The sequence below is a fragment of the Pseudomonas sp. GLN_2 genome, assembly GCF_043106005.1.
Classification (GTDB): Bacteria; Pseudomonadota; Gammaproteobacteria; order Pseudomonadales; family Pseudomonadaceae; genus Aquipseudomonas; species Aquipseudomonas alloputida.
Genome location: NZ_JBICMC010000086.1, coordinates 1 through 19,754 on the forward strand (window position 1 = coordinate 1; position 19,754 = coordinate 19,754).

Here is a 19,754-nt window from a genome sequence, read left to right on the forward strand (position 1 = left end):
GTGACTGAAAGGCCGCCCCCACAATGGGCCGGGCAATACCTGCGAATGCCCCCGACAATGCCCCCCTGCATAAAACCATTTGCCCCTGCGCAAACCTGCGTCCGGCAAGCCCTTCTTGTACACTCCTCGCATTAGCCCCCACCTGCACATTTTTTTTGGTGAACGCATGATCGAGGTAACCGAGGTTTCCATTGCCGAGCTGCGCGACGCGCTCGAGTCGGGCCGCACGACGGCGGTCGAGCTGGTCAAGGCCTACCTGGCACGTATCGACGCCTACGATGGCGCCGACACCGCCACTGCCCTTAACGCCGTAGTGGTACGCAACCCGGAGGCGCTGAAAGAAGCCGAGGCCTCCGACGCCCGTCGTGCCAAGGGCCAGGTGCTTAGCCCGCTGGACGGCATCCCCTACACCGCCAAGGACAGCTACCTGGTCAAAGGCTTGACTGCCGCCTCCGGCAGCCCTGCCTTCAAGGACCTGGTCGCCCAGCGCGACGCCTTCACCATCGAGCGCCTGCGCGCCGCCGGTGCCGTGTGCCTGGGCAAGACCAACATGCCGCCCATGGCTAACGGTGGCATGCAGCGCGGCGTCTATGGGCGCGCCGAAAGCCCGTACAACGCCAACTACCTGACCGCGCCCTTCGCCTCGGGCTCGTCCAACGGTGCCGGTACCGCCACCGCCGCCAGCTTCAGCGCCTTTGGCCTGGCCGAAGAAACCTGGTCCAGCGGCCGTGGCCCGGCGTCCAACAACGGCCTGTGCGCCTACACCCCGTCGCGCGGGGTGATTTCGGTGCGTGGCAACTGGCCGCTGACGCCGACCATGGACGTGGTGGTGCCCTATGCCCGCACCATGGCCGACCTGCTTGAAATCCTCGACGTGGTGGTAGCCGATGACGCCGAAAAGCGCGGCGACCTATGGCGCCTGCAGCCGTGGGTGCCGATCCCGGCTGCCTCGACGGTACGCCCGGCGTCCTACCTTGAACTGGCGGTGGATGCCAGCGCGCTCAAGGGCAAGCGCTTTGGCGTACCACGCATGTATATAAATGCCGATCCCGAAGCGGGCACCGCCGAGAAGCCAGGCATCGGCGGGCCGACCGGCCAACGCATCAATACCCGCGCCACGGTGATCGACCTGTGGCAACAAGCACGCCAGGCCCTGGAAGCGGCGGGTGCCGAGGTACTGGAAGTGGACTTCCCGTTGGTGTCCAACTGCGAAGGCGACCGCCCAGGCGCGCCGACCGTGTACAACCGAGGCATCGTCAGCAAGGCATTCCTGCATGACGAACTGTGGGAACTGTCGGGCTGGGCCTTTGACGACTTCCTGCGCGCCAACGATGACCCCAAGCTTAACCGCCTGGCCGACGTCGACGGGCTGAAGATCTTCCCCCACGACCCGGGCACCCTGCCCAACCGTGAAGATGACCTGGCTGCCGGCATGGACGAGTACGTCAACATGGCCAAACGTGGCCTGAAGACCTGGGACCAGATCGAGACCCTGCCCGACGGCCTGCGCGGGCTGGAGCAGACCCGTAAGCTCGACCTGGAAGACTGGATGGACAAGCTGGGCCTGGACGCGGTGCTGTTCCCCACCGTAGCCGACGTTGGCCCGGCCGATGCCGATATCAACCCGGTATCGGCCGACATCGCCTGGAGCAACGGTATCTGGGTAGCCAACGGCAACCTGGCAATCCGTCACCTGGGCGTGCCGACCGTGACCGTGCCGATGGGCGTGATGGCCGATATCGGTATGCCGGTGGGGCTGACCTTTGCCGGGAAGGCCTATAGCGACAACGCGCTGCTGAGTTTTGCTGCCGCGTTCGAGGCCACCGGCTCGCGCCGGATGGTTCCGCCGCGCACGCCGGCGCTCGGCTGAGTCTTACAGGGGCCGCAAAAGCAGATCGCGAATTTCAACCATATGTGTAAAAATGCACAAACAGTTGATTTTGCGGTCTGCCATGCCTATCACCCCCAGCGAAGAACGCCAACTCACCCTCACCGTGCTCAAGGCCGCGATCCAGGCCCTGGGCAGCGTTGCCGCGCGCAACATGGAAATACTCCTGCACGACCTTGACCACCCCGAACACTCGGTGGTGGCGATCGTCAATGGTCATCTTTCCGGCCGCAGCGTGGGCAGCCCGATCCTCGCCGCACCGGAGCATGACCAGGGTTTCAAGGCACTGATGCAGGCCTCGGCCGACCAGCACGGCTGTGAGCCGGTGGTGCTGCCCGATTACCCCACTACGCTCAAAGGCCGCACGCTACGGAGTGCCACGGCAATCTTCCGTGACAGCAGCGGCCACCCGTTCGCCAGCCTGTGCGTCAACACCGACGTCACTGGCCTGGATGCTGCCATGAGCTTTCTCCAGCAGTTACAGCCGCTGGGGGCCATACCGGCGGTCAACGAACCGGCCGACATGGAGCTGCTGATGAGCGAGATCATCCAGGCTGCCCTGCAGCGCAGCGGCCAGGGGCGGATGAACAAACAGGCCAAGGTCGAGGCCGTGCGCGTCATGCAGGAGCGCGGCCTGTTCATCGTCAAGGGCGGCGTCGAGAAGGCTGCCAGCGCCCTCGGCGTGACGCGCTACACCATTTACAACTACCTCGAGCAACTACGCGGAGCCAGCCAATGACCTTGCACATTCATACCCCCCTGATCGAATCGCGCCCGCTGTCGTTGGCGGCCGGTCGTAATATCTGGCTCAAGCTCGACGCCCTGCAACCCTGCGGTTCGTTCAAACTGCGCGGTGTAGGCCACGCCTGCGAGGTACACCACGCGCGTGGCGCCCGGCACTTTGTGTCCTCGTCAGGTGGCAATGCCGGTTTGGCAGTCGCCTACGCCGGACGCAAGCTGGGGGTGCCGGTGACCGTGGTGGTACCCGAAACCACCACCGAACGGGCCAAGCAGTTGCTGCACCTGGAAGACGCCAGGGTGGTGGTGCACGGCAGTTCCTGGCAAGAGGCCAACGCCCTGGCACAGACACTGGTAGGCCCGAACGATGCCTTCATCCACCCATTCGACGACCCACTGCTGTGGGCCGGGCATGCCAGCCTGGTGGATGAAGTGGCCGAAGCCGGCCTGAAGCCGGACGCGGTGGTGTTGTCAGTCGGCGGGGGCGGCTTGCTCAGTGGCGTGGTAGAGGGGCTCAAGCGCAATGGCTGGGGCGATGTGCCGGTGCTGGCAGTAGAAACCGAGGGCGCGGCGTCGCTGTATGCGGCCATGCAGGCTGGGCATTCGGTGGAGCTGGAGCGCATCGCCTCGGTGGCCACGTCGCTGGGGGCCAAGCGTGTGGCTGATCAGGCGCTGACGTGCGTGCAGCAGCATCCGGTGCACAGCCATCTGGTCAGCGATCGCGCAGCGCTGGAGGCCTGTGAGCGATTCTTGCTGGACCACCGTGTGCTGGTCGAGCCCGCGTGCGGGGCGGCGTTGGCAGTGGCCTATGATGCCAAGGCACTGGGCGCCTTGCGCAATGTCCTGGTGGTGGTCTGCGGCGGCGCTACCGCAACACTGGAGCAGATCCAGGCCTGGCTGCAGCAGGCAGACTGAAGCTGCCATCTGTCGGGGGTGATTACGACAGTCACATGCACCTGATCTACTAGGCTCGCCGCAACCGAAAAAGCCCTCGAAATAGCGTCAACCCTGACGAAATGCGTATCCCGCCCTTTCGGTCTGCGGCAAGTGAAGGCACAATGCGTGTCCTTTTTTTGGCCGGCCTGGCCGGGGGCCTTTAAATGATCAAGACGCCGTATTACCTCATCGATAAAACCAAGCTGCTCAGCAACATGGAGAAGATCGCCTACGTGCGCGAACACTCCGGTGCCAAGGCGCTGCTCGCCCTCAAGTGCTTCGCCACCTGGTCGGTGTTCGACCTGATGCAGCAGTACATGGACGGTACCACCTCGTCCTCCCTGTTCGAGCTCAAGCTCGGCCGCCAGAAGTTCGCCGGCGAAACCCATGCCTATAGCGTGGCCTGGGCCGACGACGAGGTCGAGGAGATGCTTGAGAACTGCGACAAGATCATCTTCAACTCGATCGGCCAGCTGCAACGCTTTGCCGAACAGTCCGAAGGCAAGGTGCGTGGTCTGCGCGTCAACCCGCAGGTCAGCAGCTCCGACTACCTGCTGGCCGACCCGGCCCGCCCGTTCAGCCGCCTGGGCGAATGGGACCCGGCCAAGATCGAACAGGTAATCGAACAGATCTCCGGTTTCATGTTCCACAACAACTGCGAGAACGGTGACTTCGGCCTGTTCGACAAGATGCTCACGCACATCGAAGAGCGATTCGGCCACCTGCTGCACAAGGTCGAGTGGGTCAGCCTGGGTGGCGGCATTCACTTCACCGGTGAAGACTATGCAGTAGACGCCTTCTGCGCGCGCCTGAAGGCGTTCTCGGAAAAATACGGCGTGCAGGTTTACCTGGAGCCGGGCGAAGCCGCCATCACCAACAGCGCCTCGCTGGAAGTGACCGTGCTCGATACCCTGTACAACGGCAAGCACCTGGCCGTGGTCGACAGCTCGATCGAAGCGCACCTGCTCGACCTGCTGATCTACCGCCTCAACGCCAAGATGGCCCCCAATGACGGCGAGCATACCTACATGGTCTGCGGCAAGTCATGCCTGGCCGGTGACATCTTCGGCGAGTACCAATTCGACCGTCCGCTGGCCATTGGCGATCGCCTGTCGTTCATCGACACGGCGGGTTACACCATGGTCAAGAAAAACTGGTTCAACGGGCTGAAGATGCCTTCCATCGTGGTCAAGCAGCTCGACGGCAGCGTGGAAGTCGTCCGCGAGTTCGGTTTCGAAGACTACGTTTCCAGCCTGTCGTAAGACCGGCTTTCAAGTAAGGAGCAAAGGGTAAATTGAAGAAGAACGTTCTTATCATTGGTGCAGGAGGTGTCGCCAAGGTGGTGGCCCACAAGTGCGCGCAGCATAACGACGAACTGGGTCGTATCGCCATCGCGTCACGGAACATCTCCAAATGCCAGGCCATCATCGACAGCGTCAAGGCCAAGGGTAGCCTCAAGGTACCCGCCGACATCCAGGCCTTCTCGCTCAATGCCCTCGATGTCGAGGCAACCAAGGCGCTGATCCGCGAAACCGAATCGCAGATCGTGATCAATGTGGGTTCCGCCTTCCTCAACATGTCGGTGCTGCGTGCTTGCATCGATACGGGTGTCGCCTATCTGGACACCGCCATCCACGAAGAGCCGGGCAAGATCTGCGAGACCCCACCGTGGTACGGCAACTACGAGTGGAAACACCTCGAAGAGTGCCAGGCAAAGAACATTACCGCCATTCTCGGCGTCGGTTTCGACCCGGGTGTGGTGAACAGCTACGCCAAGCTGGCGCAGCAGCAGTATTTCGACAGCATTGATTCGATCGATATTCTCGACGTCAATGCCGGTTCGCATGGCAAGTACTTTGCCACCAACTTCGACCCGGAAATCAACTTCCGCGAGTTCACCGGACAAGTGTGGAGCTGGCAGAACAGCCAGTGGACCAGCAACACCATGTTCGAGGTCAAGCGTACCGACGACCTGCCAGTGGTAGGCTCGCAAAACCTGTACCTGACCGGCCACGATGAAGTTCACTCGATTTCGAAGAACCTCAACGTCCCGAACGTGCGCTTCTGGATGAGCTTCGGCGAGCACTACATCAACGTGTTCACGGTTTTGAAAAACCTGGGCCTGCTCAGCGAGCAACCGGTGAAAACCGCCGAAGGCCTGGAAGTGGTACCGCTGAAAGTGGTCAAGGCTGTACTGCCAGACCCGGCCTCGCTGGCCCCTGGCTACACCGGCAAGACCTGCATCGGCGACCTGGTCAAAGGCACCAAGGATGGCCAGCCGCGCGAAGTGTTCATCTACAACGTGGCCGACCACGAAGAAGCCTACGCCGAGACCGACAGCCAGGGCATTTCCTACACCGCCGGCGTACCGCCAGTGGCTGCCGCCCTGCTGGTAGCCCGTGGCGAGTGGGATGCCAAGCGCATGGTCAACGTCGAGGAGCTGCCAGCCGAGCCGTTCCTCAAGGCGCTGGACGTGATGGGCCTGCCGACCCGCGTCAAAGATGAAAAAGGCGATCGTCCTTGGGACGCTGAAGCCTAAGCAACAAACAGAAGGGGTGCCATGCAGCCCCCCTTCTGCTTTCCAGGTCCAGGATCGCCACAGGCCTGAAAACAAGCACGTAACCTGTGGGAGCGGGCAAGCCCGCGAAGAGGCCGGCGCAAGATCACCCTCTACTTGCGGGCCTCCAGAATCAGGTTGAACGGCGTCTGCGTCGCCCGCCGGAACCTGCTGAACCCTGCCTCCTCGAAGACCGCCCGCAATCGCGCCTCCCCGGCCTGCGCACCCAACCCCAGCCCCACTTCCTGCGACAACGAATTGGGCGTGCAGATAAACGTCGACGCCGCATAGAACAAGCGCCCGACCGGTGTCAGGTTACCCTCCAGCGAGTCCTCGGCATAAGGCTCCACCAGCATGACCGTGCCATCCGCTTTCAAAGCATGGTAGGCATGCCTGGCTGCCCCGACCGGGTCACCCATGTCGTGCAGGCAATCGAAGAAGCACACCAGGTCATGGTCATGCCCCGGGTACTCCTTGGCGCTGGCCTGCTGGAAGCTCACCCGCGACTCCAACCCCGCTTCACGCGCACGCGCGTTGGCGGTGACGATCGAAGGCTGATGATAGTCGTACCCCACGAAGGTCGACGCCGGAAACGCCTGCGCCATCACCAGCGTCGAGGCACCATGACCGCAGCCCACATCCGCCACCTTGGCGCCCGCCTGCAGCTTGGCCACCACACCCTCCAGTGCCGGCAGCCAATCCGCTACCAGGAAGGTGCGATACCCCGGCCGGAAAAACCGCTCGGTACCGCTGAACATGCACGGGTGGTGATCGCCCCAGGCCAACCCGCCATCGCCGCGCATGGCGGCTACCAGCTTGTCCTTGTCATGGAACAGCGCCGCCACCACTGACGCGCCGCCGGCCATGTAGGCCGGGGAGTCCTCCAGCGCCAGGGCCATGGCCTGTTCTTCAGGCAGCACAAAACTACCCTTGTCATGGACCATGTAGCCCGATGCCGCCTGGGCATTCAACCATTCGCGCACCAGCCGCGGGTGGCAGCCGGTCTTTTCCGCCAGTTGCTCAGGGGTGACCGCCTGGCTGTCGGCCATGGCCCGGTACAGCCCCAGTTCATCGCCGAGAATGACATTGGCCAGCGTCGCCGCTGCGCCCATGTCGCCCACCAGCTTGCCCATGAAATCGTGAAGCCTTGCCTCGTCCATGACCTGCCCTCCTCTGCAAGAAGGCCATCGCCAACGAGGGACATCCGCTCCGGGAAGGCGGTGGTCGGTTCAAGGGTTTTCGTTCGCGGTACAACGCGCTAACGCGAGCTGTCAGTAAGTTTAGATGCTCTGCCTGGGCGACGTGGAATAACGGCCATATGGTCCACGCGCACATCCTTCAGGTCACAATTCCTAAACAACGATGTGACATTTTTTTTCAGCTTTCCTATCAAGGAGCTGTCAAATGAAGGTCACGGTTTTCGGAACCGGTTATGTCGGCCTGACCCAGGCGGTGTGCCTGGCCCAGGTAGGCCATTCGGTGTTGTGCATGGATGTCGATGCCGATCGGGTGGCCAGCCTGAGTGAAGGCCATTGCCCGATCTTCGAGCCCGGCCTTGCGCCGCTGCTGGAAAAGAACCTCGCCTGCGGTCGGCTGCGCTTCACCACGGATGCCGCAGTGGCTGCCAACCATGCCCGGTTGCAGTTCATTGCCGTCGGTACTCCGCCGCAAGCCGATGGCAGTGCCGACCTGAAGCACGTTTTCGCCGTGGTCGACAGCATCCTCGAGCATGCTGACGGGCCCAAAGTAATCGTCAACAAGTCCACCGTGCCGGTGGGTACCGTACACCGCATCAAGGCACGCATCGCCCAGGCCGTGGCCGATACCAGCCGCTTCCAGGTGATCAGCAACCCGGAGTTTCTCAAGGAAGGGTCTGCGGTGAATGACTGCATGCGCCCCCAGCGCATCATCATCGGCGGCGCAGAAGCGGCCGAAGTGGAGTTGCTACGCGAGCTTTACCTGCCGTTCAACCGCAACCGCGAAAAGTTCATGGTCATGGACGCGCGCAGTGCCGAGCTGACCAAGTACGCAGCCAATTGCATGCTGGCCACCAAGATTTCCTTTATCAACGAAATCGCCAACCTGGCCGAGCACCTGGGGGCCGACATCGAAATGGTGCGCCGTGGCATCGGCTCGGACCCGCGCATCGGTTATGACTTCATCTACGCCGGCTGCGGTTTTGGCGGCTCGTGCTTCCCCAAAGACCTGCAAGCCCTGCGCCACAGTGCCGAGGCAGAGGGCTTCGAGACGCAGTTGCTGCGCGCAGTAGAGTCGGTCAACGAGCAGCAGAAGGGCCGGCTGTTCAGCAAGATCCAGCGCCACTACCCTGGCGGCCTGCGGGGCAAGGTGTTTGCCCTGTGGGGGTTGTCGTTCAAGCCTAATACCAATGATATCCGCGAAGCCTCCAGCCGGGTCCTGCTGGAAGCGTTGTGGTCCGCGGGCGCACGAGTGCAGGCCCACGACCCTCAGGCCATGGAAGAAATCCGGCGCCACTACGGCCCGCGTGCCGACCTGCAACTGGTGCCCTGCAAGGACGATGCGTTGCGGGGCGCCGATGCCCTGGTGATTGTCACCGAATGGCAGGACTACCGTGTGCTCAACCTGGACGAGGTGCCGCAGCAGTTGGCCGACCGGGTGGTGTTCGATGGCCGCAACCTGTACGAACCCGAGCACATGGCCTCGGCAGGGCTGACTTACTACGGCATCGGACGTGGCAAGATTGCGCCAGCTTGACTGCAATGATTACCGGCTGGCCACTCCCTGGCTGTCAGCCGGTCTTATCGACTCAGGGCGCTGTGGACTGACAGGCGGCTCAAGCTGCAGCACCTCGTTGGTATATGCCCACTCCTTCTCTAGCTGATCCGGGTGGTCGTTCAGGCGGATGCCATAGGACGGGATGATCTGTTTGATCTTGGCCTGCCACTCGGGCGACGCCACCTTGTTCTTGAACACCTTGTTCAACACGTCGAGCATGATAGGCGCAGCGGTCGACGCACCGGGTGAGGCCCCCAGCAAGCCGGCGATACTGCCGTCCCTGGACGTCACCACCTCGGTACCGAGCTTGAGCACACCGCCCAACGCTTCGTCTTTCTTGATGATTTGCACCCGCTGGCCCGCCTGCCACAGCCGCCAGTCTTCTTTCTTCGCCTCGGGGAAGTAGGTGCGCAGCGCTTCGAAGCGGTCATCGTCCGATTGCAGCACCTGCCCGATCAGGTACTGCACCAGGTCGAACTCGCGTACCCCTACCCGCACCATCGGCCAGGCATTGTGCACGCTGGTACTGGCGAGCAGGTCGAGCAATGAGCCCTGCTTGAGGAACTTGGTCGAGAAGGTGGCGAACGGCCCAAACAGGATCAGGCGCTTGCCATCAAGTACCCGGGTGTCCAGGTGCGGCACCGACATGGGCGGCGCACCGGTTGCGGCAATGCCATAGGCCTTGGCCATGTGACGCTGGGCGATAGCCGGGTTGTCAGTGACCAGGAACGAGCCACCGACCGGGAAGCCGCCATAGTCCTTGGCCTCGTCGATACCCGACTTCTGCAGCAGCCGCAGTGCCGCCCCGCCAGCGCCGATGAACAGGAACCGGGCATCGGTGGCTGCCTTGCTGCCATTCTTCAGGTTCTTGTACTCGACGTGCCAGGAACCGTCGTCGTTACGGGTGATGTCCTGCACTTCGCTCGACAGCTTGAGATCGAAGTTCGGCCGCGTCTGCAGGTAACCCACATACTGCCGGGTGATCTCGCCAAAGTTGACGTCGGTGCCGATCGGCGTCCAGGTCACGGCCAGCTTCTGATTGGGGTCACGCCCTTCCATCATCAAGGGTACCCACTTGCGGATCTGCTCGTGGTCTTCGGAATACTGCATGGGTTTGAACAGGGGGCTGGCCTGCAGCGCCTCGTAGCGCTTCTTCAGGAAGCGGATATTGTCATCGCCCCAGACAAAGCTCATGTGCGGGGTGGTGTTGATGAACGAATGCGGGTTTTTCAGCACGCCCTGTTTCACTTGCCAGGCAAGGAACTGCCGGGTCACCTGGAAAGATTCGTTGATTTCCACCGCTTTGCTGATGTCGATCTTGCCGTCTTTTTCCGGCGTGTAGTTCAGCTCAGCCAGGGCCGAGTGGCCGGTACCCGCATTGTTCCAGCCGTTGGAGCTTTCTTCGGCCACCTTGTCCAGGCGCTCGACCATTTCCATCGACCAGCCGGGTTCCAGTTCGTTGAGCCACACAGCCAAGGTGGAACTCATGATGCCGCCGCCTACCAGCAGCACATCGACCTTTCGGGTTTCTGCAGCCTGGGCATTGAGCATAGCGATTGCCCACGCCAGACCGGCCAGCGCCAATGTTGGCTTGATGGTGATCGTCATAACCTCTCCCATGCCTCGTTGCCTGCAAGACTCAGCCAAAGCTTAGCTGACGGTTAGGGTCGGGCATGGCTGGCGCAAACTGCTTGCAATCCATCAAATCTCAAAATACTGTATGAATATTCAGTATTGCGAGACAGCGCCATGCAACTCATCGCCAAACTCGGCATCCTGGCCGATGCCGCCAAGTACGACGCATCTTGCGCCAGCAGCGGCGCGCCCAAGCGTAACTCGCGCGGCGCTGACGGCCTGGGCGCTACCAATGGCATGGGTATCTGTCACAGCTACACCCCCGACGGCCGCTGCGTATCACTGCTCAAGGTACTGCTGACCAACTTCTGCCTGTATGACTGCCAGTACTGCGTCAACCGCCGCTCCAGCAACGTGCCACGCGCGCGCTTCAGCCCCGAGGAAGTGGTACGCCTGACCCTGGACTTCTACCGGCGCAACTGCATCAGCGGCCTGTTCCTCAGCTCCGGCATCATCCGCTCGGCGGACTACACCATGGAGCAGCTGATCCGTGTGGCCCGGCTGCTGCGCGAAGAGCACAGCTTCCGCGGCTACATCCACCTAAAGGCCATCCCCGATGCCGACCCGCTGCTGATCGAAGAGGCCGGGCGCCTGGCCGACCGCCTCAGCGTCAACATCGAACTGCCCACCGACGCCAGCCTCAAGCGCCTGGCGCCGGAAAAGCAAGGGCGCACCATTCGCCAGGCCATGGGCGTGATTCATCAGGGCCAGCAGGCCGTGGCCAACGAGCCCAGGGCGCCGCGCTTTACCCCGGCCGGGCAAAGCACCCAAGTCATCGTCGGCGCCGACAGCACCGACGACAGTACGTTGCTGCGCAATGCCGAGTCGCTGTACCAGGGCTACGGCCTCAAGCGCGTGTACTACTCCGCCTTCAGCCCGATCCCCGACAGCCCCGGCAGCGTGCCCCTCGCCGCACCACCGCTGCTGCGCGAACACCGCCTCTATCAAGCCGACTTCCTGCTGCGTGGCTATGGCTACAAGGCTGGCGAGCTTCTGGGCCACAGCGGCAACCTGGCACTGGACATCGACCCCAAGCTGGCCTGGGCGCTGGCCAATCGCGAAGTCTTCCCGCTGGACGTGAACCGCGCGGAACCTGCGCTACTGGCGCGTATCCCCGGCATCGGCCTGCGCAGCGTACAGCGCCTGGTCGCCCTGCGGCGGGAGCGGCGCATCCGTTATGACGACCTGATCCAGCTGCGCTGCGTGCTGGACAAGGCACGGCCGTTCATCGTCACCAGTGACTACCGCCCCGCCCAGGCCGAGCTGCGCAGCGGCTTGCTGCGCGCGCGCTTGAGTGAGCCGCCAGCGCCCGTGCAGATGGGGTTATGGGGGTGATCGCACTCGACTGCGACGACCTGTTCGCCACCTGGCGCGACCAGGCCCGGGTGTTGTTGAGCCATGGCATCGACCCGTCGGAAGTCACCTGGTCGCAAGGCCCGATGGCGGACCTGCTGGCCGTGCCGGCAGCGCCGCCTGAAGGGCCTGGCCCTTTCCGGGCCAAAGTCCCGGCCGCACTGCTGAGCCAGTTGGAGCAGGCCTCTCGCTACCGTGGCGAACAGCGCTGGAACCTGCTGTATGAAGTGCTGTGGCGCGTCGCCCATGGCGACCGCACGGCAATGCTGGCCGGTGACCGGCTGGGCAGTGAGCTGCAACGGCGCATCAAGCAGGTAACCCGCGAGGCGCATCACTTGCACGCGTTTGTACGCTTCGTGCCGTTGCCTGATGAACTGGCTGAGCATTTGCAACTGGAACTGGTGGCCTATCACGAGCCGGCACACGACATTCTGCACAGTGCCAGCGCGCATTTTGCCGACCGCCTGGGGCGTTTGCGCTGGTTGATTGCCACGCCACAGGATGGCATTCGCTTCGACGGCCAGTCGTTCGACTACCAGCGACAGTGCCCCGAGCCCTGGCGCCAGTGGGCCCGCAACGCCGAAGACCCCGGCGCCGAACTCTGGCGCACCTACTACCGCCACACCTTCAACCCGGCCCGCCTCAACCCGGACGCCTTGCGCCTGCACATGCCTGGGCGGTTCTGGCGGCATTTGCCGGAAGGCATGCTGATACCGCAACTTGAAGGCCTGGCGCGCCAAGGCAAACAGCGGGATGGCCAAGCCCTTGAGGTGGCCTCGCAAACCGGCAAGACCATCAGCAAACCTGCGCGCTCGGCGTAGCCGCGCAACCCGTTGCGGCCCCGTCGGGCACAAGGCCGCTGCTACAGCGAAAACATCATGCTCAACTGAAGAGCCTGGCCAGGCAGGCCAGCTTCTTCTTGTACGAGCGCCGCGCCTCCAGCGCCTGCTCCAGGCTCACCGGCAGGAACCGCGCCTGCTGGTTGGGCTGCATCTGCCCGATCAGGTCGAGGTCGGCACTGATCACCGTGCCGATCATGGCGTAGCCGCCCCCCGACACTGCATCGCGATGCAGGATGATCGGTTCCAACCCTGCCGGCACCTGGATCGATCCGATCGGGTAGCAGCTGTCGACGATATTGGACGGGTCCGACCCCGCACCGAACGGCTGCTCGCGCGGTTGGAAACTCAAGGCGCTGCCGCCTTTGTAGCGATAACCGATGCGGTCCGCTTCGGAGCCAACGGTCCAGGCATCGGTGAAGAAACGTTGCGCTGCAGCTTCGGTCAGGCGGTGGAAGTACAGCCCAGGCACCACCCGCAACACCACCTCGCCCCCCAACGCCTGACGCAGGGCCATGGGCAAGCTTGCACCGGCACGGGTCTTGCCGCTGGGCACGCCGACCGGCAGCAGGTCGCCCACCATCAGTTTGCGCCCATGAAAGCCACCCAACGCGCCCAGCGCGTAGGTGGACCGGCTACCCAGTACCTCGGGCACATCGATGCCTCCGGCCACTGCCAGGTAGGCCCGGGCGCCCGCTGTTGGAAAGCCGAAACGCAACACTTGCCCGGCCCGCACGGCAAACGCCGTGTCCGGGCGCTGCTCGCGGCCATCGAGCAACGCTGGCATCTGCGCGCCGCACACAGCGACCAGTGCGTCCTGCTGGAACTCCAGCTCCGGCCCCACCAGCGCGCACTCCAGGCCCGCAGCGCCGGCCGGGTTGCCCACTAGGTGGTTGGCTGCGCTCAAGGCGTACTGGTCGAGTGCGCCGGACGGTGGAATGCCCAGGTGGTAGTAACCTTCGCGGCCCAGGTCCTGTACAGACGTGGCCAAGCCCGGTTTGAGTACCTTGATCATGCCAGTACCTCCTGCAACGATTTGGGGTAGCCGACCGGGTCGGCGAGGAAGGCGTCCAGGGAAAACGCCACCGGGCGAATGCGCAGGTCGAAGCAGCCATCCTCCACCTCCGCCACCGCCTGGTCGTAGGTGCGGCGGTCGATAGGCTTGAACTGCACGATGTCACCCGGGCGGAAGAACACCATGTGCTCTTTCAGGTAATTCAAGGTCTGATGCGGGTCGTAGATCGGTGCCGGGGTGACGCCGAACATCTGGTAGCCCCCGGCCCCGCGCACCGAGTAGATGCAACCAAAGCAGCCGCCATGGCCCAGGGTGAGCTTGGGCGTATCGGTACGGGGGCGCAGGTACTTGGGCACCTGCAGCTGCCGCTGGCGCTCGACCATCTGGAACATGAACGGCAGGCCGGCAACAAAACCGACCATCGACACGAACCATGGCGCGCCACTGTGGGCGGCGATGAAGGCCTCGACATCGGCCAGGCCGTTGATGCGCGCGGCGTACTCCAGGTCAGTGCTGGTGGGGTCCTGGTGGCGATCCCGAAAGCGCATCAGGGTTTCATGGGTCCAGGGGTCGTTGTACAGCACCGGGATCTCGATGATCCGCGTCTGCAACGAACGCTCGGCCACCGCCTGCGCTTCGGCGCCGCGCACGGCTTCGAGCAGTGCCTCGGGGGCGATACGGTCCGGGTCGAAGCGGACCTGGAACGACGCGTTGGCCAGGCACACATCAAGCACGCCATCCAGGGCCATGCGCTCCACCGCACGGGTGACGGCCATACCCTTGAAAAAGGCCTCCAGCGACATGCTTTCGCTGACTTCGGCAAACAGGTGCTCGTCGGCGCCGAAGCTGTAACGGATCGGGGTTGTAGCAAGCGGTTCGGCCATGACAGTTCCTTTTCTTGGAATCTTTATAGAAAGGCAGGCGAAAACAAGATGCACGGGCTCCGGTTTGTCGGTTTGCCGGATGCCTGACGGGTTCAGCGCGGTGCCCGCACCACGATGCCGGCTGCATCCAGTTCCCTGCGCGTGGCCTCGACCAGGTCCAGCGCGCCCGGGGTGTCACTGTGCAGGCAAATGGAATCGAATTCGATCGCCAGGTCCTGGCCTTCGACCGTGCGCACCACGCCTTGGCGACAAGCACGCAGCACCCGCTCGGCGACGGCCTGGGGCTCGTAGCCACGCACATTGCGGGTAAACACGATCGACCCGCTCAGGTCGTACTCGCGGTCGGCATAGAACTCGCGAATCACCGGCTGCCCCAGTTCCTGGGCAATGCGGCAGATCACCGAACCTGGCATGCAGAACAGCAGCAGTTCCGGCTCGATCACCCGCAGGTTTTCCACCAGCAAGCGCGCGGCTTCTTCGTCACGCGCCAGGTGCATGTACAACGCCCCGTGCGGTTTGATGTGCTGCAGACGCACGCCCTGGGCACGAGCGATTTCACGCAGCGCGCCCAATTGATAGAGCATGTCGTCCACCAGTTCCTGCGCCGAGGCATTGATGTGCCGGCGGCCAAAGCCGACCAGGTCGCGGAAACCCGGGTGTGCTCCCACCGCAACCCCAAGGGCCTTGGCGCGCTCGACGGTGCGGCGCATGGTGCCGGGGTCGCCAGCATGGAAACCGGTGGCGATGTTGGCGCTGCTGATGTAGCCCATCAGTTCGTGATCGACGCCGTCGCCAATTGTCCACGGGCCAAAGCCCTCACCCATGTCCGAGTTGAAATCCACTGCTTGCATGACCGCGTCTCCTGGCACTTGTGACTGCATGCAAGCCACGTTAGATTCTCTACTCCCCCTTGGGAAGATCTATAAACAGATGGGGTGTCTTCTGAAAATCAGATACCTCGGGAGCCTACCGTGTCACTCACCTTGCGCCAGGTCCGCTACTTCGTTGCCACCGCTGAAATCGGCCAGATCTCCCAAGCGGCAATCCACCTGAACATCTCCCAGTCGGCAGTGACCACGGCCATCAAGGAGTTGGAAGCGATGCTCGGCGTGCTGTTGTTCCAGCGCTCGGCCCAAGGCATGAGCCTGACCGAAGCCGGCCGGCACTTCTTGAACCGTGCCTACGTCATCCTGCGCAGTGTCGACGATGCGTTGAACAGCCCGCTTCCGGACGTGCGTGCCAGTGGCCTGTTGCGCCTGGCGGCGAGTTACACGGTGATCGGCTACTTCCTGCCGCACCACTTGCAGCGCCTGGAGCACTGGCATCCGGACGTAACCCTGGAGCTGTACGAGCAGGAGCGCAGCGCCATCGAGCAAGGCCTGCTGGAGGGGCGTTTCGACATGGCGGTGGTGCTCACCGCCAACCTCACCCACCCCGACATCGTCTCGGAAACCCTGTTCAACTCCGAGCGCCGGCTGTGGCTGCCCGGGCATCACCCACTGTGCGAGCGCTCGGCCGTGAGCCTGGCCGATGTGGCCTGTGAGCCGTTCATTCTGTTGACCGTGGATGAGGCCGAGCACAGTGCCATGCGCTACTGGGAGCAGGCCGGCCAACGGCCAAGCGTAAGGGTGCGGACCAGCTCGGTGGAGGCCGTGCGCAGCATGGTCGCCAATGGCAGCGGAGTGGCGATCCTGTCGGACCTGGTGCACCGGCCGTGGTCGCTGGAGGGCAAGCGCATCGAGACGGTGACCATCAGCGACCCGGTCACACCGATGAGCGTGGGGTTGGCCTGGCATCGGGAACGGGCATTCAGCCCGGCGATGCAGGCGGTGCGCAATTACTTCCATGATGCGTTTCTGGCACCGCAGCAGTTGTCGGCCCGGCGCTGAGCCTGCCGGGCCTGTCATCAGCGTTTCAGGCAGGTTTCGATGTTCCAGCCATACAACCACTGCACGGCATCGTAGAACTGCTCCTGCGAACGGCCTTCCCACAGCTGGTTGCGCACCAGCCGCTCGATGCCCTTGGCATGGTAAAGCCGCCCCATTTCCCGCGCCGACCACAGCACCCGTGCGGTACGGGGTATGCGGATTGATTCGTACAGGCGCAACGCCGCCTGCAAGTCATGCTCACACGCCTTCACCGCCTCCCCTAGCACCACGGCGTCCTCCAGCGCCATGCACGCGCCTTGGGCCAGGTACTGGGTCATCGGGTGAGCAGCATCGCCCAGCAGGGTCGCCCGCCCTTCTCCCCACTGCTCCACCGGGTCGCGGTCGGCGGTGGCCCAGCGGCGCCAGGAGGTAGGCCGGTCGAGCATCTGCCGGGGCCGCGGGTGAATGCCCTCGAAATACGACAGTACCTCTTCCTTGCTGCCGTCGGTCACGCCCCACTGTTCCTCGTTACGGCTATGGAAAGTCACCACCAGGTTGTACTGCTGGCCGCCGCGCAGCGGGTAGTGCACCAGGTGGCAGCGCGGGCCGGCCCACAGCATCGGCGCGTTGACGCGCAGATCTTCGGGCATGTTCTGCACATCCACCACAGCGCGATACACCACGTGCCCGGTGACCCTTGCCGGGTCGCCAACCATACGCTCGCGGATCACCGACTTCACCCCGTCGCAGCCAATCACCGCGTCGGCCTGGTAGCGGTTGCCCTTGCTGTCGGTCAGGGTCACGCCATGGTCGTCCATCTCCATGCCGGCGATAAGCGTCGAGGTTTGGAAACGGATCAGCGGATTCTGCTGCACGGCTTCAAGGATCGACAGGTGAATGTCGGCACGATGAATCACACCATACGGGTTGCCGAAACGCTGGCGAAAACGCTCGCCGACTTCAACACGCCCCACTTCGTGGGCATCGATGGCGTCCATCATGATCAGGTGGTCGGTAAACACCGAGCGATTGCGCGCAGCATCGCCGACACCCAGCGCATCCAGCGCGGCATAGGCGTTAGGGCCAAGCTGGATACCGGCGCCGATTTCACCGATATGCTCGGCCTGTTCCAGCAGCAGCACCTGGATACCTTGGGCGGTCAGGGCCTGGGCGGCAGCAAGGCCACCGATGCCCCCGCCGACGATGATGATTTTTTGTTGTTGGGCAGTCATGGTTGGGGTCTCCGTACAGGCTGCGGTTTTTATTGGATGAAATCGGCTTGGCGGCCGGGCGCAGCACGCTGGAAGGCGGGTTGCGCCTGGCAGTGGTCGTACACCGCCATCACTCGTGGGTAAGCGTGCAGGTCACAGCCCATGCGTTCGGCGTTCGCCACTTGCGGCACCAGGCAGCAGTCGGCCAGGGTCGGCTGTGCACCAAAGCAGTAGGGGCCTTCGCCATGGCGTTGCAGCAGGGCTTCGAGGGCGGCAAGCCCCTCGGCGACCCAGTGCGCGTACCAACGGTCCTTTTCCTCAGGCCCTACGTTCAGCACACCTTGCAGGTAACCAAGCACGCGCAGGTTGTTGAGCGGGTGGATGTCGGATGCGATCAGTTGCGCCACCTCCAGCACCCGGGCACGCAGCAAGGGGTCGCCGGGCAGCAACGGCGCCTGCGGATAGCGCGCGTCGAGGTAGTCGATGATCGCCAGTGACTGGGTCAGGCTGACAGAATCGTTGTCCACCAGTACCGGCACGCCCCCGATGGGGCTGAGCGCACGGTGCGGCGCCTGGCGTTGTTCACCGGCGCGCAGGTTGACGCCGTGGTACTCCACCTCCAGGCCTTTCAGGGCCAGGGCAATGCGCACACGGTACGAGGTGGAACTGTTGAAAAAGCTGTAGAGCTGCATGGCAGTATTCCTGCGGGTTCAGGGCATGATGTGGGTGGTGGCGGGCAACGCAGTGACAGGTCGCACGCCCTTCAGGAAGATCGCCGCAGCGGCCAGCACCGCAGGCAGCATGAGCACGCTGAACAGCAGCTCGAAGGACAGCCCGGCATCCATCAGCAACGCACCACCAAAGGTGCCGCACACCGAGCCGATTCGCCCTACCCCGTGTGCCCAGCTCACACCCGTGGCGCGGCTGCTGGTGGGGTAGAAGGCTGCAGCCAGGGCATTGGCACCGACCTGCGAACCGCTGATGCAAAAACCCATGCCGGCCACGCTCAGCCCCAGCAGTAGGTAGTCGCCATGGCACTGACCAATGGCGAACAGGCACGCCGCGCCGCCGAGCAAGGCCAGCATCAGCACGTTATGTGGCTCGAAGCGGTCCATGGCCGCCCCCAGGCACAATGCGCCAAGGGTGCCACCGATCTGGAACAGCGCGCTGATCAGCGCCGCCTGGCTCAGGCTCAGGCCGGTGTCACGCACCAGCAACGGCAGCCAGTTGGTCATGCCATAGATGATCAGCAGGCTCATGAAAAACGCCAGCCAAAGCGCCAGGGTGCCGCGGCGTAACGGCGCGGCAAGAATCTGCCGCACCGGCGAATGGCCTTCTACCGCGTCATCGATGCGCAGGCCCTGACAGCCTACGGGCAACACACCAATACGTCGCACAATGGCAAGCGCCTTGCTATCGGCCGGATTGCGGCGCGCCAGAAAACGCACGGACTCGGGCAGCGCAAACCACAATACCGGCAGCAATGCCAGCGGCAGCACCCCTCCCAGGGCCAGCACACTGCGCCAGCCGAAGACTGGCAACAACTGCGCAGCGACCACCCCGCCCAGGGCTGAGCCGAGGGTGAAGCCGCAGAACATGCCGGTTACCATCAAAGAGCGTCGGCGTTGCGGGCAGTATTCGGAGGTCAGGGTAATGGCGTTGGGCATCGCCCCGCCCAGGCCCAGCCCGGTAAGCAGGCGCAACAGTGCAAGGCTGTGCAGGTCCTGGGCGAATGCGGCAGCCAGGCTGAAGACGCCGAAGCAGGCCACCGACAGCAGCAGCACGCGCTTGCGGCCAAAGCGGTCGGCCAAAGGCCCGGCCATGAACGCTCCCAGCATCAGCCCGACCAGTGCTGCACCCAGCACCGGCCCAAGCTCGGCGGCGCCGATTTGCCAGTGCTCGCGCAGCGCCGGGGCAATGAAGCCGATGGCGGCCGTGTCCAGGCCATCGATGGCGGTGACCAGAAAACACAGCAGCAAGACGCGCCACTGAAAGCGCGTCACCGGCTGGCTATCGATGAAGGCTTGTACATCCACGGTGTTGTTTTTATCGGTGGAAGACATGAGCGAAACCTCC

The 19,754-nt window shown here is 63.5% G+C and carries 17 protein-coding genes; 9 read left to right on the forward strand and 8 right to left on the reverse strand.

The features are described 5' to 3' along the window. Window positions 1–166 precede the first annotated feature (166 nt). The 5 genes from ACF8Q6_RS20735 (at window position 167) to ACF8Q6_RS20755 (ending at window position 6,101) form a co-directional block, all read left to right on the forward strand. The gene (locus tag ACF8Q6_RS20735; protein ID WP_392490106.1) at window positions 167–1,870 is read left to right on the forward strand and encodes an amidase; all 1,704 of its coding nucleotides are present in this window, start codon (window positions 167–169) and stop codon (window positions 1,868–1,870) included. 82 nt (window positions 1,871–1,952) lie between these two features. Beyond that, window positions 1,953–2,627, forward strand: a complete 675-nt coding sequence (locus ACF8Q6_RS20740; protein WP_392490105.1) for a transcriptional regulator — start codon at window positions 1,953–1,955, stop codon at window positions 2,625–2,627. Further along, a complete protein-coding gene (locus tag ACF8Q6_RS20745) occupies window positions 2,624–3,541 on the forward strand; it encodes a pyridoxal-phosphate dependent enzyme (RefSeq protein ID WP_392490104.1) in 918 nt (305 codons plus the stop codon). The genes ACF8Q6_RS20740 and ACF8Q6_RS20745 overlap by 4 nt, the downstream gene beginning before the upstream one ends. A 185-nt stretch (window positions 3,542–3,726) precedes the next feature. Beyond that, window positions 3,727–4,824 (forward strand): carboxynorspermidine decarboxylase, encoded by a 1,098-nt coding sequence (gene nspC / locus ACF8Q6_RS20750; RefSeq protein WP_003248125.1) that lies wholly within the window; start codon window positions 3,727–3,729, stop codon window positions 4,822–4,824. Window positions 4,825–4,856: 32 nt separating this feature from the next. Next, window positions 4,857–6,101 carry a saccharopine dehydrogenase family protein gene (locus ACF8Q6_RS20755; protein WP_003248123.1) on the forward strand — a complete coding sequence of 415 codons (1,245 nt, stop codon included), beginning with the start codon at window positions 4,857–4,859 and terminating at the stop codon, window positions 6,099–6,101. Window positions 6,102–6,232: 131 nt separating this feature from the next. On the opposite strand, the gene ACF8Q6_RS20760 is transcribed toward ACF8Q6_RS20755, so the two are convergent. After that, on the reverse strand, window positions 6,233–7,279 hold the full coding sequence (locus tag ACF8Q6_RS20760) for a class I SAM-dependent methyltransferase (RefSeq protein ID WP_392493130.1): 1,047 nt from the start codon (window positions 7,277–7,279) through the stop codon (window positions 6,233–6,235). Window positions 7,280–7,523: 244 nt separating this feature from the next. Here ACF8Q6_RS20760 and ACF8Q6_RS20765 point away from each other — a divergent pair, with 244 nt between their 5' ends. After that, complete coding sequence (locus tag ACF8Q6_RS20765) at window positions 7,524–8,852, forward strand: UDP-glucose dehydrogenase family protein (RefSeq protein WP_392493128.1); 1,329 nt, start codon at window positions 7,524–7,526, stop codon at window positions 8,850–8,852. A 9-nt stretch (window positions 8,853–8,861) separates the two neighbouring features. Here the strand turns inward: ACF8Q6_RS20765 and mqo are convergent, their stop codons facing one another. Continuing rightward, window positions 8,862–10,481 (reverse strand): malate dehydrogenase (quinone), encoded by a 1,620-nt coding sequence (mqo, locus tag ACF8Q6_RS20770; protein ID WP_392493127.1) that lies wholly within the window; start codon window positions 10,479–10,481, stop codon window positions 8,862–8,864. 141 nt (window positions 10,482–10,622) lie between these two features. Here mqo and ACF8Q6_RS20775 point away from each other — a divergent pair, with 141 nt between their 5' ends. Beyond that, window positions 10,623–11,843: a putative DNA modification/repair radical SAM protein gene (locus ACF8Q6_RS20775; protein ID WP_003248106.1), complete on the forward strand. Its 1,221-nt coding sequence runs from the start codon at window positions 10,623–10,625 to the stop codon at window positions 11,841–11,843. Beyond that, window positions 11,834–12,682, forward strand: a complete 849-nt coding sequence (locus ACF8Q6_RS20780) for a TIGR03915 family putative DNA repair protein (protein WP_014861078.1) — start codon at window positions 11,834–11,836, stop codon at window positions 12,680–12,682. Before ACF8Q6_RS20775 ends, ACF8Q6_RS20780 begins: the two co-directional genes overlap by 10 nt. A 61-nt stretch (window positions 12,683–12,743) precedes the next feature. Here the strand turns inward: ACF8Q6_RS20780 and ACF8Q6_RS20785 are convergent, their stop codons facing one another. The 3 genes from ACF8Q6_RS20785 to ACF8Q6_RS20795 form a co-directional block, all read right to left on the reverse strand. Beyond that, a complete protein-coding gene (locus tag ACF8Q6_RS20785) occupies window positions 12,744–13,715 on the reverse strand; it encodes a biotin-dependent carboxyltransferase family protein (protein ID WP_392491416.1) in 972 nt (323 codons plus the stop codon). Further along, window positions 13,712–14,599, reverse strand: a complete 888-nt coding sequence (locus tag ACF8Q6_RS20790) for an allophanate hydrolase subunit 1 (RefSeq protein ID WP_392491417.1) — start codon at window positions 14,597–14,599, stop codon at window positions 13,712–13,714. The genes ACF8Q6_RS20785 and ACF8Q6_RS20790 overlap by 4 nt, the downstream gene beginning before the upstream one ends. A 92-nt stretch (window positions 14,600–14,691) precedes the next feature. Next, entirely contained in the window at window positions 14,692–15,450 is a 759-nt protein-coding gene (locus ACF8Q6_RS20795; RefSeq protein WP_392491418.1) for a 5-oxoprolinase subunit PxpA, read from the reverse strand. Window positions 15,451–15,570: 120 nt separating this feature from the next. Here ACF8Q6_RS20795 and ACF8Q6_RS20800 point away from each other — a divergent pair, with 120 nt between their 5' ends. Further along, on the forward strand, window positions 15,571–16,488 hold the full coding sequence (locus ACF8Q6_RS20800; protein ID WP_004576704.1) for a LysR family transcriptional regulator: 918 nt from the start codon (window positions 15,571–15,573) through the stop codon (window positions 16,486–16,488). Window positions 16,489–16,505: 17 nt separating this feature from the next. Here ACF8Q6_RS20800 and ACF8Q6_RS20805 read toward each other — a convergent pair whose 3' ends face one another. From ACF8Q6_RS20805 to ACF8Q6_RS20815, 3 genes are read right to left on the reverse strand one after another with little or no spacing between them, the layout of a single operon-like run. Continuing rightward, window positions 16,506–17,699, reverse strand: a complete 1,194-nt coding sequence (locus ACF8Q6_RS20805) for a 3-hydroxybenzoate 6-monooxygenase (protein WP_392491420.1) — start codon at window positions 17,697–17,699, stop codon at window positions 16,506–16,508. A 29-nt stretch (window positions 17,700–17,728) separates the two neighbouring features. Beyond that, complete coding sequence (gene maiA / locus ACF8Q6_RS20810; RefSeq protein ID WP_265978903.1) at window positions 17,729–18,370, reverse strand: maleylacetoacetate isomerase; 642 nt, start codon at window positions 18,368–18,370, stop codon at window positions 17,729–17,731. 18 nt (window positions 18,371–18,388) lie between these two features. Next, on the reverse strand, window positions 18,389–19,741 hold the full coding sequence (locus ACF8Q6_RS20815) for an MFS transporter (protein WP_392491422.1): 1,353 nt from the start codon (window positions 19,739–19,741) through the stop codon (window positions 18,389–18,391). Between the last annotated feature and the right edge of the window lie 13 nt (window positions 19,742–19,754).

Coding starts and splice junctions, on each gene's coding strand:
- ACF8Q6_RS20775 (WP_003248106.1), top strand. CDS start 10,623: ATGCAACTCATCGCCAAACTCGGCATCCTGGCCGATGCCGCCAAGTAC.
- ACF8Q6_RS20740 (WP_392490105.1), top strand. CDS start 1,953: ATGCCTATCACCCCCAGCGAAGAACGCCAACTCACCCTCACCGTGCTC.
- ACF8Q6_RS20815 (WP_392491422.1), bottom strand. CDS start 19,741: ATGTCTTCCACCGATAAAAACAACACCGTGGATGTACAAGCCTTCATC.
- maiA (WP_265978903.1), bottom strand. CDS start 18,370: ATGCAGCTCTACAGCTTTTTCAACAGTTCCACCTCGTACCGTGTGCGC.
- ACF8Q6_RS20795 (WP_392491418.1), bottom strand. CDS start 15,450: ATGCAAGCAGTGGATTTCAACTCGGACATGGGTGAGGGCTTTGGCCCG.
- nspC (WP_003248125.1), top strand. CDS start 3,727: ATGATCAAGACGCCGTATTACCTCATCGATAAAACCAAGCTGCTCAGC.
- mqo (WP_392493127.1), bottom strand. CDS start 10,481: ATGACGATCACCATCAAGCCAACATTGGCGCTGGCCGGTCTGGCGTGG.
- ACF8Q6_RS20790 (WP_392491417.1), bottom strand. CDS start 14,599: ATGGCCGAACCGCTTGCTACAACCCCGATCCGTTACAGCTTCGGCGCC.
- ACF8Q6_RS20805 (WP_392491420.1), bottom strand. CDS start 17,699: ATGACTGCCCAACAACAAAAAATCATCATCGTCGGCGGGGGCATCGGT.
- ACF8Q6_RS20780 (WP_014861078.1), top strand. CDS start 11,834: ATGGGGGTGATCGCACTCGACTGCGACGACCTGTTCGCCACCTGGCGC.
- ACF8Q6_RS20735 (WP_392490106.1), top strand. CDS start 167: ATGATCGAGGTAACCGAGGTTTCCATTGCCGAGCTGCGCGACGCGCTC.
- ACF8Q6_RS20765 (WP_392493128.1), top strand. CDS start 7,524: ATGAAGGTCACGGTTTTCGGAACCGGTTATGTCGGCCTGACCCAGGCG.
- ACF8Q6_RS20785 (WP_392491416.1), bottom strand. CDS start 13,715: ATGATCAAGGTACTCAAACCGGGCTTGGCCACGTCTGTACAGGACCTG.
- ACF8Q6_RS20760 (WP_392493130.1), bottom strand. CDS start 7,279: ATGGACGAGGCAAGGCTTCACGATTTCATGGGCAAGCTGGTGGGCGAC.
- ACF8Q6_RS20745 (WP_392490104.1), top strand. CDS start 2,624: ATGACCTTGCACATTCATACCCCCCTGATCGAATCGCGCCCGCTGTCG.